Annotated in this window: 10 protein-coding genes; 5 read left to right on the forward strand and 5 right to left on the reverse strand. The window is 73.7% G+C overall.

The window, feature by feature from the left end:
* Positions 1-75: 75 nt before the first annotated feature.
* From GPA10_RS11390 to GPA10_RS11400, 3 genes are all read right to left on the reverse strand, one after another.
* The gene (locus GPA10_RS11390) at positions 76-2,148 is read right to left on the reverse strand and encodes an ATP-binding protein (RefSeq protein WP_157165390.1); all 2,073 of its coding nucleotides are present in this window, start codon (positions 2,146-2,148) and stop codon (positions 76-78) included.
* A complete protein-coding gene (locus GPA10_RS11395; protein WP_343040672.1) occupies positions 2,145-2,891 on the reverse strand; it encodes a Pvc16 family protein in 747 nt (248 codons plus the stop codon). The genes GPA10_RS11390 and GPA10_RS11395 overlap by 4 nt, the downstream gene beginning before the upstream one ends.
* 226 nt (positions 2,892-3,117) lie before the next feature.
* Positions 3,118-3,774, reverse strand: coding sequence for a helix-turn-helix transcriptional regulator (locus tag GPA10_RS11400; protein WP_058846888.1), 657 nt, complete (start codon positions 3,772-3,774; stop codon positions 3,118-3,120).
* 460 nt (positions 3,775-4,234) lie between these two features.
* Here GPA10_RS11400 and GPA10_RS11405 point away from each other — a divergent pair, with 460 nt between their 5' ends.
* Together GPA10_RS11405 and GPA10_RS11410 are read left to right on the forward strand one after the other, a co-directional pair.
* Positions 4,235-6,928: an AAA family ATPase gene (locus GPA10_RS11405; protein ID WP_157165392.1), complete on the forward strand. Its 2,694-nt coding sequence runs from the start codon at positions 4,235-4,237 to the stop codon at positions 6,926-6,928.
* 186 nt (positions 6,929-7,114) lie between these two features.
* Positions 7,115-7,477, forward strand: coding sequence for an ester cyclase (locus tag GPA10_RS11410; protein WP_058846886.1), 363 nt, complete (start codon positions 7,115-7,117; stop codon positions 7,475-7,477).
* 17 nt (positions 7,478-7,494) lie between these two features.
* On the opposite strand, the gene GPA10_RS11415 is transcribed toward GPA10_RS11410, so the two are convergent.
* Both GPA10_RS11415 and GPA10_RS11420 read right to left on the reverse strand, forming a co-directional pair.
* Positions 7,495-8,499 (reverse strand): YdcF family protein, encoded by a 1,005-nt coding sequence (locus GPA10_RS11415; protein ID WP_058847205.1) that lies wholly within the window; start codon positions 8,497-8,499, stop codon positions 7,495-7,497.
* Between the two features lie 149 nt (positions 8,500-8,648).
* A complete protein-coding gene (locus GPA10_RS11420; protein WP_157165538.1) occupies positions 8,649-10,013 on the reverse strand; it encodes an FAD-dependent oxidoreductase in 1,365 nt (454 codons plus the stop codon).
* A gap of 141 nt (positions 10,014-10,154) precedes the next feature.
* Between GPA10_RS11420 and GPA10_RS11425 the strand changes: the two genes are divergently transcribed.
* From GPA10_RS11425 to GPA10_RS11435, 3 genes are all read left to right on the forward strand, one after another.
* Positions 10,155-11,186, forward strand: a complete 1,032-nt coding sequence (locus tag GPA10_RS11425; protein WP_343040673.1) for a YncE family protein — start codon at positions 10,155-10,157, stop codon at positions 11,184-11,186.
* A gap of 93 nt (positions 11,187-11,279) precedes the next feature.
* The gene (locus GPA10_RS11430; RefSeq protein ID WP_157165393.1) at positions 11,280-11,870 is read left to right on the forward strand and encodes a TetR/AcrR family transcriptional regulator; all 591 of its coding nucleotides are present in this window, start codon (positions 11,280-11,282) and stop codon (positions 11,868-11,870) included.
* Positions 11,870-12,778 carry an alpha/beta fold hydrolase gene (locus tag GPA10_RS11435; protein WP_157165394.1) on the forward strand — a complete coding sequence of 303 codons (909 nt, stop codon included), beginning with the start codon at positions 11,870-11,872 and terminating at the stop codon, positions 12,776-12,778. The genes GPA10_RS11430 and GPA10_RS11435 overlap by 1 nt, the downstream gene beginning before the upstream one ends.
* Positions 12,779-12,801: the final 23 nt, after the last annotated feature.

Genomic DNA, 12,801 nt, shown 5'->3' on the forward strand with positions numbered 1-12,801 from the left:
GCCGACGCGACCAGCGTGGCGGGCGGAACCGGCGGTGGTCGGGGCACACGCTCCCGGGTGTGTGCCCGCCCCGGTTCACCAGCTCGCCTCGCCCGGCACCAGGCGGCCCGCCTTGCGGTACTCGCGGCGGGCGCCCTCCAGGAGGTCGCCCGCGCGCACCGGTTCGTCCCGGCCCGCGGCGAGGTAGGCGGCGGTGACCACCGCGCTGCGGATCCCGCCGCCCGCAAGCTCGAAGTCCCGGGCCAGCGCGGTGACGTCGATGCCCTCGGCGCGGGGGACGTGCGACAGGCCGTGCCGCCACAGCGCCAGGCGCTGCTCGGCGTCGGGGAAGGGGAAGTCGACCACCAGGTCGAGGCGGCGGGTGAACGCGTCGTCGATGTTGGCGCGCAGATTGGTGGTCAGGAGCGCGATGCCGTCGAACGACTCCAGGCGCTGCAGCAGATAGGCGCTCTCCAGGTTGGCGTACCTGTCGTGGGCGTCCTTGACCTCCGAGCGCTTGCCGAAGACGGCGTCGGCCTCGTCGAAGAGGAGTACGGCGTCCGTCCGGTCGGCCTCCGTGAAGATCCGCTCCAGGTTCTTCTCCGTCTCGCCGACGTACTTGTCCACGATCGAGGAGAGCTGGACGACGTAGAGGTCGACGCCCAGATCGGCGGCGATGACCTCCGCGGACAGCGTCTTGCCGGTTCCCGAGTCGCCAGCGAAGAGCCCGAGGACCCCACGGCCGCGGCCACCGCCCGCGCTGAGCCGCCAGTCGCCCAGGACCCGGTCGCGATGCCGGGCACGCAGGGAGAGCTCCCGCAGCTGCCCGAGGGGCCCCTCGGGCAGGACGAGGTCCTGCCAGTCCACCGCGGGCCGGATCCGGCGCGCGTGCCGTTCGAGGCCCGACGCCGACTGCTGCCGTGCGGCGAGGCGGACGTGGGCCGCGGTGAGCGGGGTCCCGTCGAAGGCGGCGAGCGCCGCGGCGGCGCGTGCGGCCCGCCCGATGCGCTCACCGCCGAGGTGGTACGGGGCCACGGTCGCGGCCAGGTCGAAGCCGTCGGCGCCCGGACCGAGCGCGTCCCGCCACGCCGGTGTGCCGCCGGGGGGCTGCCGGGGCGCGTGCAGGACCAGCGGGTCGTGCGCGGACCACTGCGGATCGTAGGGGCGGGGGTCGGCGAGCAGCACGGTCACGTCCGTGGCCGCGGTCAACTCGGCCACCATCGGGCCCGGTTCCTCCGGCAGGCCGCACACCACCACCGCCCGGTCGGTGAGCCGGGCCTCCCGCAGCAGTTCGGGGACCTGGTCCACGGAGCCGGAGAAGCGCAGCGCGTCGAGGCCCGCGGTGTGCAGGGCGGACGTGAGGGTGGTCAGGGCGTCGCCCTCGCGCTGCTCCCGGAGGTAGACGGCGCACACGCCTCCCCCGACGAGGTCGGCGAGGCGCTTGCCGAAGTTCTGGTCGTGCGCCGCGGCGGGCCGCGGTGCGGGCAGCGGACGCAGCCTGCCGAGGAGTGCGGCGTCGGGGGTGTCGTCGCCCATCAGATGGGCGGTGAGCCGGTCCGGCACCCGCAGCGAGCGGGTGAGCAGGGGGCGTTCGGTGTCCTCGACGGTCAGCAGGCCGAGCGTGCGCAGGGGCGCCGAGGGGTGGAAGCGGGCGCGGGCCTCGGGCAGGTGCGCGGGCACCCCGCACAGTTCCAGGGCGAGCCCCACGGTGGCGCGACGCCGGCTCACATCGTCGTTCAGGTAGCCGTAGAGCGGCTCGAAGGTGCGGTCGAGGTCGGGGGCGAGGGCGATGAGAAGGACGGCCGTGTCCAATTCGGTGAGGCGCATCCGGGCCGCGGTCCGGGCGAGCCGGTCGCCGGGGTCCGCAGGTTCCGGCGCGGGCTCGTCGGGCCGGGACCGCGTGTCGGGCACCGCGCGCGCCAGGTCCCCCGCGGGCAGCGCGCGCGGCCACTCGCGCAGCAGATGGCTCAGGGCCTCCGCGGACACGTACAGGCCCCGCAGCGGGTCGTCCGCGGTGGGATCGTCGGCGGAGCGCTGTTCGACGAGCGCGGTCACCGACTGCCGCAGGGCGACGAGCCGGTCGAGCAGGAAGCGGGCCGGGCCCGCCGCCGCGGTGACCCGCGGCCGGTCGGCCGCGGCGGAGGTGCCGTCCGGGGGCGGGGTGCTCATGGCTGCTCCGTGCGGCGGGCCACCGCTGGTCCGTGGTCCGACGGTGTACGGCGGGCCGCCGCCGGTCCCTGGTTCGACTGTGTGCGCGCGGCGCGGGCCGCCGCGACCTGGTGGGGTCGGTGGGAGCGTTCCTCCGACCTGGGCGGGCCGCCGTCGACACCGCGTACCCGGACCGTCGCGCCCTCGGTGACCGGGGGGCCCGCGTCGTAGTCGGGGTGGGCCGGGAACGGCACGGTCAGCACGACGTCCAGGGAGGGCTTGAGTTCGCCGCCGAGCGCGGACCAGATGTCGGCGAGGGAGCGGGCCTCGGACTGGTTGCTCGCCACCGTCATCGGCACCGAGAGGCCGAGTCGGCCGAGCGCGTCCGGGAGTTCCGCTGCGGACAGGAGTTCGTGCGGCAGCAGGGTCGCGAGGACGGCGGACAGCAGCCGGTGCTCGTCCTGCGGCGTCTTCGTCCAGGCCGTCACCAGGTAGGAGAGCCGGAACCAGCGCGGCGGCCTGCGGCGGCGCACGGCTGTGTCGCCGGTGGCATCGGGGGCGTCGCCGTCGCGCAGCTCGATGTGGCCGCGCTGGCGCCGGGTCACGTCCTCCCGGATGTCGTACAGATAGGCGTTGACGACGGGGGCGTTGCGCCGCGCCGCCCAGTCGCGGGAGGGCACGTCGAAGGACACGTCGATGCCGGAGTCGGCCAGTGCCCCGCCGCCGACGAGGCCCTTGAGTACCTCGTCCACCTCATGAATCACTCTTGCGCTTCCCCTCGCCGTCCACCGCACGGACGGGCTCCGAACCACCGCCCCGCTCCCGATCGTGCTGCCCGAGCCGCCCTGTGCGCAGGCACGGCGGGGACGACGGCGGGGCAGTGCCGGTGCCCCAAGGGGCGGCCGCCGCCGCCCTGTCGGCTCGGGTGCCACCGTTCTGCCGCCTCGGGTGCCGCCGTTCTGCCGCCTCGGATGCCACCGTTCTGTCGGCTCAGATGTAGCCCTCGCGGAGGGCGTAGGCCACCGCGTGCGAGCGGTTGCGCAGGTGCAGCCGGGTGGTGAGGCCGTGCATCACGTTCTTGACGGTGCGTTCGGAGTAGGACAGCTTGGTGGCGATCTCCGTGGTGTCGAGGCCCTCGGCGACCAGGCGCACGACGTCGACCTCGCGGGGGGTGAGCCCGCGGAAGGACGTCGGCTGGTCGGTGCCGGTCCGGTGCAGGCGCCCCACCTGGCTGATGAGTCTGCCGAGCAGGTCCGATGGCAGGTCGCCGCCGCCCTTGGCGGTGGTCATGACGGCCTGCACCAGGCGGTGCGCGGTGGCCTCGCGGCGCCACACGATGGCGCCGACCCCGCACTCGATGACGTCGAGGAGTTCGTTCTCGCGGACCGTGCCCACGACGAGGACGGCGCGCGAGCCCTCGCTGCGCACGGTGCGCCGCAGCCGGGCGAGCGCCGCCTCGTCGAGCACGTCCTCGATCAGGAGGGCGACGGTGGCGGGACCGGAGTCCTCGCACAGTTCGACCTCGGGGTGCCTGCGGAGTTGGCTGCGGACGCCCTCGCGGCTGATCGGGTCGGAGGCGTTGACGGCGACCCGCACCCGGCTGGCCGGGGGAGCGGAGGCCGCGGAGGGCGGAAGTGAGCTGGACACGCGATTTCCCTCTGGTTCAGGGGCGGGTGGTTCGGTGGCGGATCGACAGAATCGAACATGCTCCGGTGCCCGGTGGCTCCGCATCGGTAGAAATTACGTAGGTGTACGTACCTCGCCCGTACCTCCGGTGTTTTCGGTGCGGTGGGGCGGTTCGCGTCCCGCTGGGGTCACCGGATGCCGGGGCGGGGTCCGGCCGTCCGTGGTCGGGCCCGAGTGCTCGTGAGGGAGCCCGTGTGCTCGTGAGGGAGCCTGTGCGCTCGTGCGGGAGCCCGTGCGCTCGTGTTCGGCGATCCGGCCGCCGCCCGATGACCTCAGCGTGCGGTCGCCGCCCGGACACCTGGGGCCGGTGAGGCCGCTGAAGTCGGTGAAGCCGCGCAGGGAGCCGGTTTGACAAGCCTTGTGCCAACTCACACGATGAACGGCGTTAGAAGGTCTAACGAAATGACCGGAGGCCGGTTCGATGCAGTTCGTGGCCCGCGACGGTGAGCGGCGTGAGATCGCCCGGCTGACGGCGTCGGCAGCCGCCGGGCGTGGTGGGGCCGTCGTGGTGGCGGGCGAGGCGGGCATCGGCAAGTCGGCGCTCCTCGACACGGCGGTGGGGGCCCTCGACGGGTGGGAGGTGCTGCGCGCCGCGGGCACCGAGTTCGAACAGGACCTCCTGTACGCGGTCCTGCACCAGCTCTGCGCCCCCGTGATGGGCCACCGGGGCGCGCTGCCCGCGGTCCAACGGACGGCTCTCGAAGCCGTGTTCGGGCTCGGCGAGCAGACCTCTCCCGACCCGCTGACGGTCGGCCTCGCCGTCCTCGGGCTGCTGGCCGAGGCGGCCAGGAACAAGCCGGTGTGCTGCGTGGTCGACGACGCCCAGTGGATCGACGAGGCCTCCCGGCAGGTCCTCGTCTTCGTGGCGCGCCGAGTGGCCGCCGAGCGCGTCGCGCTGGTGTTCGCCGCCCGTGACGCATCCGCGGTGCCCGGCGTCGCCGACCTGCCGCGGCTGCCCCTCGGGGGCCTCCACGACGAGGCCGCCCGCAGTGTGCTCGGGGCGGTGACGCACACCGGCCTCGACGCGGAGGTCGTCGACCGGATCCTGGCCGAGGCGTGCGGCAACCCGCTGGCGCTCCTGGAGTTCGCGCACGACGCGGGCCCTTTCGGGGTGCCGAGGCTGCGCAGGCCGCGGGCCAGCCTGGTGCACGCCCTGGAGGAGAAGTTCGTGCACCGGTGGGCGCAGCTCCCGGCCGGCATCCGGCCCCTGGTGGTGCTCGCCGCGGCCGAACCCGTCGGTGACCTCGCCCTGCTGCGACGTGCGGCGGCCCTCATCGACCTCGACCCCGGTGACCTCGCCGTCGCGGAGGACGCCGGGCTCCTCGCCCTCGGGCCGCGGCTGCGCTTCCGCCATCCGCTGGTGCGCTCCGCGGTGTACGCGTCGGCGACGCCGGGCACGCGGCGGCGCGTGCACGGCGCCCTCGCCGAGGCCACCGACCCCGAGACGGACCTCGACCGCAGGGCCTGGCACCGCGCGCACGCGGTCGTCGACGCCGACGAGGACGTCGCGGCGGAGCTGGAGCGCTCCGCCGACCGGGCGCGGCTGCGCGGCGGCTTCGCCGCGGCCGCGGCCTTCATGGAGCGGGCGGGGCAGCTGACGCCCGCCACCGACCGGCAGGGCGAACGCCTGCTTGCCGCGGCCCGGCTGCGGCTCCAGGCCGGCGCGCCGTGCGCGGCCCGCGCGCTCGTCGCCCGCACCGAGCGCCGCCTCAAGGACGCGGGGCGGGCGGAGGCACGGCTGCTGCGCGCCCGCGTCGACTTCCAGCTCGCCCACAGCCCCCAGGCGACCTCCACCCTCATCGACATCGCCGCGGAACTGCCCCCGGACCAGGCCAGGGAGACCTACCTGGAGGCGTTCGCGTCGATCATGTACAACGACAACCACCCGGGCCTGCTCAAGGAACTCGGCGCCCACATCCGCGAGCGGGCGCCGCAGCGGGCGCCCGCCCGCCCCGTCGACCTGCTCCTGCACGCCCTCCTCGACCAGATCATGCTGCCCGTCGAACAGGCCGTGCCCACGATGCGCGACGCGGTGACGGCGTGCCGGGCGGCCACCTCCTCGTCCGACACGGGGCCCTGGCGGATGAACCTGGTCTGCCAGCTCGTCATCGACCTGCGCGACGACGAGATGCTCGAAGAGATGTCGGACCGCCAGGTGGAGGTGGCCCGCCGCCAGGGCGCCCTGTCCACCCTGCCGCAGGCACTGCGCTACCAGGCGATCACCCGGGTCTCCCTCGGACGCTTCGACGCGGCCGCGGCAAGCCTCGCCGAGGCCCGCGCGGTCGACGAGGCGGCGGGCACGGCCCCGCTCCTGGGCGCCGAGCTGGTCCTGGTCGGCTTCCGCGGCGACATCGACCGCTACCGCGAGCTGCAGCGCCAACTGGGCCACGGCGGGCGGCCGTTCGAAACCGTCGGCGAGCACTACGCCCGAGCGGTGCTCCACAACGGCCTCGGCAACTACGAGGCGGCCCTCGACGCCGCGCTCGCGGCCCAGCGCCGCCACCAGGCAGGCTCGTACTCGATCTGGGCCGGCTACACCGAACTGGTCGAGGCGGCCGTGCGCGCGGGACGCGGCGACGAGGCCACCGAGGCGCTGCGGCACCTGGAGGCCCTCGCCCGCGCGAACCCCGTCCCCTGGGCCGTCGCCGAGTGGCTCCAGGCCAGGGCCCTGCTCGGGCACGAGGAGGACTGCGAGGCGCTGTACCGGGAGGCCATCGACCGCTTCGCGCGCACCCGGGTCCGGGTCCTGTACGCCCGCGCCCGGCTGACGTACGGCGAGTGGCTGCGCCGCGAACACCGCCGCGCCGAGGCCCGGGTGGAGCTGCGGGCCGCCCACGACATGCTGTCCGCCATGGGGGCCCGCGGCTTCGCCGAGCGCGCGGCCCGGGAGTTGCAGGCCACCGGAGAACAGCCGCGGCGGGACGGCGAGGACCCGCTCGGCCGGCTCACCGCGCAGGAGCGCCTGATAGCCGGGAAGGTCGCCGCGGGGGCGACGTCCAAGGAAGTGGCCGCGATGCTGTTCCTCAGCCCGCGCACCATCGACGCGCACCTGCGCAACGTGTACCGCAAGCTGGGCATCTCCTCGCGCCGCCAGCTCCGCGACACGCCCCTGTGACCCCTTCGCCCGTGCTGGATTGCGTAGTCCCGCGCGCTACGTAGTTCTTGCCGACGCGGCGGCACCGGCGCGCACGGCACCGTCGGTTCCCACCGGTGCCGCGGACGCCGGGCCGGGGGCGCGCCGACGCAATCGCCCTCCCGGGCCGCGGCACCGGCACCCGCCACCCGAGAAGGACACCGGTACATGAACGTGGATGCCATCGTCGCGCCGGCCTTCCGGGTGCACGCGGCCCCGCCCGACGGGGGCGACGGCAGCGGCATCCACGGCGCCGAGGGGCTGGTCGAATGGATCGGGCAGCTCAGGTCGGTGATCCCCGACCTGCGCTTCACGGTCGAGGTCGGCCCGGTGGTGAACGGCCGCTACGCATCGGCCCGCTGGACCGCCACGGGCACGTACGCGGGCGGCTTCCCCGGTGCCAAGGCCGCACCGGGCACGGTGGTGACCTGGACCGGGACAGACACCCTGCGCATGGAGCACGGCCGGTTCGTGGAGTACTGGGTCAACGCCGACACGCTGTCCCTGCTCACGCAGCTCCGGGCGCTCTGAGCGCGCCCGGCGCTTCCTCAGCGCGTCGCCCAGACCAGCACGCCGGCGGCGACGAGGAGCAGGAAGACGGCGACATTGGTCCGCCGGTAGGCGTCGAGGATGGCCGCGAACTCGCGGATCATCGCGTTGGGCCAGAAGTAGGCCGCGGTGGGGGAGCCCACCACCTGGCCCCTGACCCCGACCCGCCGGGCGGTCAGCGCGGCCCGGAAGGCGTGGTAGTTGTTCGTGACGACGACGCACCGGTAGCCGGGGCCGGTCTTCTCCATGATGGCCTTGCTGAACCGCAGGTTCTCCTCGGTCGTCGTCGACCGGTCCTCCCGCTCGATCAGGTCGGCGGGGAACCCGCGGTCGGTCAAGTAGTCGGCCATGGCGTGGGATTCCGGCAGGTCCTCGTCCGGTCCCTGGCCGCCGGAGGTGATGAGCACGGTCGACCCGCCCCGCCGCACCATCCGCTCGTGCACCGCCTTCGCCCGGTCGAGTCGGCTCGCGAGCAGCGGCGGCACGGTGGACCCGCCGATCAGACCCGAGCCGAGGACGACCACGTAGTCGGCCTTGCGGCGGACCTGCAACCGGCCGTAGAGGAACGAGTAGCCGAGGAGGCTGAGGAACAGGAACGAGAGGTAGCAGGCCAGGCCGAGGGCCGTCGTGCCGAGGCCGAGCAGGACCGGGGAGCGCACCACCGCCGCCGCGGCGAGCAGGGCGATCAGGGCCAGCACGGACACTCCCGCGAGGAGCGAGAGGAGATTGGTGGGGCTCCTGCCTTCCTTGCGCACCATCTTCAGGCCATTGGAGAAGAGGAAGCAGACGAGCAGCAGCGTGCCGAGAGCGGCGAGCGCGAGCAGGCTGACGGCGATGACCTTCCCCGACGCCGAGCCGGAGCTGATCAGTTCGGAGATCCAGGCGACGAGGGCGCAGAGCGCGACGAGCCCCAGGAGTACGGCGTTGCTGAACTTGCGGCGTTCGCGCAGCACGCGCCAGCACAGGACGAGGAAGAGCAGCGCCGCCGGGGCGTAGACAAGCATGCGCACAGCCTAGGTCCTGCCCGCGGGGGCCGGATCGGCCGCCCGCCCTTGCCGAACAGGCTGTCCGCCGGACCGAACAGGCTGTCCGCCGAGACCGGACCGGCCGCCGGGTGTCCCGCGGCGGCCGGCCGGTGGTGAGCGCCGGTGGATCAGGCGCCGCTCTCCCTGAGCATGTCCGCACGCTCCACGAGCTTCACGCGCTCACGGCCCTGCGGCTCGCCGAGCGCCTTCTCGGCGGCGTCGAGGCGGTACCAGCCCTCCCACGTGGTGAAGCGGACGTTCCGCTCGGCGAGGAAGGCGTCCACGGCCTCGGGCGCGGGCGAGACGGGCGCGGGCAGCCGGTCGTTCGCGTGGTCGTCGAGGAGGCTAGCGACCGTTTCGTTGGCGTCGCCCTTGGTGTGCCCGATGAGGCCCACGGGCCCGCGCCGGATCCAGCCGGTGACGTACGTCGACGTCAGGTGCGCCCCGGTCTCCTCGATGACCCGGCCGCCCTCGTCCGGCACCGTGCCCGACTCGACGTCCCAGGGCAGCTTGGGCAGCTTGTCGGAGAGGTAGCCCACGGCGCGGTAGACCGCGGTGACGTCCCAGTCCTTGAAGGTGCCGGTGCCCTTGACGTTGCCGGTCCCGTCGAGCGCGGTGCGCTCGGTGCGCAGGCCGACGACCTTGCCGTCCTCGCCGAGGATCTCGGTCGGCGACTCGAAGAAGTGCAGGAACAGCCTGTGGGGGCGCTCGCCGACATCGCGAATCGCCCAGTTCTCCAGCGTCTTGGCGACCATGTCGGCCTGCTTGTTGCTGCGCCGCGTCGCGATGGAGCCCTCGTCGTAGTCGATGTCCTCGGGGTCGACGATGACCTCGATGGTGGGGGAGTGGTCCAGCTCCCGCAGCTCCATCGGGCTGAACTTGGCCTGGGCGGGGCCGCGGCGGCCGAAGACGTGGATCTCCTTGGCCCGGTTGGCCTTGAGACCGTCGTGGACGTTCGGCGGGATCTCCGTCGGCAGCAGTTCCGCGGCCGTCTTGGCGAGGACGCGCGCCACGTCGAGGGCGACGTTGCCGACGCCGAGGACGGCGACCTTCTCGGCCTCCAGCGGCCAGGTCCGCGGGACGTCGGGGTGGCCGTCGTACCAGGAGACGAAGTCGGCCGCGCCGTAGGAGCCGTCGAGCTGGACGCCCGGGATGTCCAGGGCGCGGTCGGCCGTGGCCCCGGTGGAGAAGATCACCGCGTCGTAGAAGGCCCGCAGGTCGTCCAGGTTGATGTCGCGCGGGTAGTCGACGTTGCCGAAGAGGCGGATCTGCGGCTTGTCGAGGACCTGGTGCAGGGCCGTGATGATGCCCTTGATGCGCGGGTGGTCGGGTGCCACGCCGTAACGGATCAGGCCGAACGGGGCGGGCATCCGCTCGAAGAGGTCGATGGAGACACCGGGGTCGGCGGCGGCATCGGACTTCAGGAGCGCGTCGGCGGCGTAGATCCCAGCGGGTCCGGCTCCGACGATGGCTACCCGCAGGGGGCGGTGCATGCTCAGATTCCCTTCGGCAGTGACAACTGACACGAAGGCAACCGTAAACTAAGGGGACCCTAACCTGGTACGCGGGTCCCGCCTATGACCTCATAAGTCTAACTTATGACTGATCAAACGAGATCGAGGTGAGGGTCTGTGGTGACCCGTCGTACGGTGATCAAGGCAGGCGGCGCGGGGGTGCTGGCGAGCGGTGCCGCCGCTTCCGCCACTTCCGCCACGGCGGCTCCGAGGGCGCGCGGGGCCGATGTGCTGGCGGTCGTGGAGAAGGGCGCTCACGCGGTCGGCTTCTACGACACCGCTTCCGGGCGGCGCCTGGAGACCGTTCCGCTGGCCGACTATCCCCACGAGATGGTCGTCGACGCGGGCAGGCGGTTCGCCTACGTCGGCCACTACGGGGTGCGCATGTCCTCCACGCCGGGCGCGGGCGGAGCCGCGGTCTTCGTCATCGACCTCGCCGGGCGGAGCCTGGCCCGGACCATCGACACCCGCCCCTTCAACCGGATCCACGGCATGGGGATCGACCGCCACGACCGGCTGTACGCGCTGAGCGAGGAGAAGGCGGTCCTGCTCGGCTTCGACGCGCCCGCCACCGACCCGGCGCCGGAGCGGGCGGTGCCCACCGGTGGGGTGAAGACCCACCTGTTCACGCTCACCCGCGACGGCGAACGGGCCTATGTCACCGGCCTGTTGTCGCACACGGTCAGCCTCGTGCGTCCCCACGACGCCGCTGTCGCGCCGATCCTGATGACGCCGGGGCGGCTGCCCGAGAGCAGCTGTCTGAGCCGGGACGAGAAGACCCTGTTCGTCGGGGCCCGCAAGAGCTCCTCCCTGGTCGCCGTCGACGCGCACACGATGAAGGTGCGGCGCGCCAAGAAGGTGCCCGGAGACCCGCTGCGGCTCTACGCCCTCGGCGGCGACCGGCTCCTGGTGACCGACATCGTCGGCAAGACCCTCACCGAGTACGACTACGACCTGCGCCCGGTGCGCTCCCTCGGGCTCGACGGCACCCCGTCCGCCGTGTCCTTCCATCCGGACAAGGCGCTGGCGTACGTGTCGCAGCTGGGCACCGACCGGATCGCCGTCGTCGACCTGGACCGGTTCACCGTCGTCGGCGACTTCGGCACCCGGCTGGAGCCGGACTCCTCGGTGCTGCTGCCGGCTGCTTCCTGAAACCTAGGCTCCTTAGGCTGAAGTTAGGGCCCCTAGGTATAACCTAGGGCTCCTAGGTGTAACCTAGGGGCCCTAGGAAACAGGAGGGGGCTCATGGTGCGTGCGGGGCTGTCCCAGGAGCGGGTCACGGGTGCGGCCGCCGAGCTGGCGGACGAGATCGGGCTCGAACGGGTGACGATGGCGCAGGTGGCGCGGCGGCTCGGCGTGAAGGACGCGAGTCTCTACTCGCACGTGCGCAACCTGGAGGACCTGCGCGGCCGGATCGCCCTCCTCGCGGCGGACGAGAAGACCATCCGCATCGCGGAGGCCACCGCGGGCCTCTCGGGCAGGGACGCGCTGGTCGCGTTCGCCGGTGCCTGGCGGGAGTACGCCCATCTGCACCCGGGCCGCTACCAGGCGACGCAGACCCCCGTCCCGATCGACCCCGACCTCGCCGCGAGCGCACCCGGGCCGCGGCGCGCGGTCGAGCTGACCTACGGGATGCTGCGCGGCTACGGCCTGGACGAGCCCGACCTGACCGACGCGGTCCGGCTGCTGCGCAGCACCTTCCACGGGTTCGTCGCCCTGGAGGCCGCGGGCGGATTCGCGCACGCGCGCTCCCCGCAGGACTCGTGGGTCCGCGCCCTGGACGCCCTGCACACCCTCCTGGAGAACTGGCCCCCGCGCGAAGACGGAGACTCCTGATGACCTGCCCCGCCACCGACGGCAGCCTGCGCGTGAACGGCGCGACCCTGCACTACGAAGTACGCGGCCGTGGCCCGCTCCTGCTCCTCGTGCCCGGCGGGTCGGGCGGAGCCGCCGCCTTCGACCAGATCGCCGACGGCCTCGCGACCGCGTACACCGTCGCCACCTACGACCCGCGCGGCATGTCCCGGAGCGTGCTGGACGACCCCGGCGCCGAGCAGCGGGTGGCCGAGCACGCCGACGACGCGCTGCGCCTGCTCGACCTGCTCTCACCCGGCGAACCGGCCCGGGTGTTCGGCGCCAGCTCGGGCGCCGTCGCCGCCCTGCGTCTGCTCACCGACCGCCCCGACCGGATCGAACGCCTCGTGGCCCACGAACCGCCGCTCGTCGAGGTCCTGCCGGACGCCCCCGCGCACCGCGCGCTCGTGGCCCGCGTGCAGGAGACGTTGCACGCCCAGGGCCTCATGCCGGCGATGGCGGTGTTCGCCGCGGGGCTGAGGAAGGACGACGGCGGGGCGGCGGAACCGAAGGCGGCGGCGGAGGCCTCACCGCAGGTGCGGGGGGTCGATCTGCGGGGGGCGGCGGCCGGGCCGCAGGCGGCGGTGCGGTTGCCGCGCCGGGCGGCGGCGCGCGCCGAACGGACCATGGCGAACCTGCCCTACTTCGTCGGGCGCATCGTGCCCGCCTTCATGTCCTACGTCCCGGACGTCCCCCGCCTCGCGACGCTCTCGGACCGGCTCGTGCTCGCCGGCGGAGAGGACTCGCGCGGCGAACTGCCCTACCGCCCCGCCGCCTTCCTGGCCGAGCGCCTCGGCACCGCGCTCCTGCACTTCCCCGGCGGTCACACCGGACTGACCACGCACCCGGCCGAGTTCGGCGAGCGGCTGCACAAGGCGCTGCTGAGCTGAGGCTGGCCGAAATTCTCCTTGCG

The sequence above is a fragment of the Streptomyces typhae genome (assembly GCF_009755605.1).
GTDB lineage: Bacteria > Actinomycetota > Actinomycetes > Streptomycetales > Streptomycetaceae > Streptomyces > Streptomyces typhae.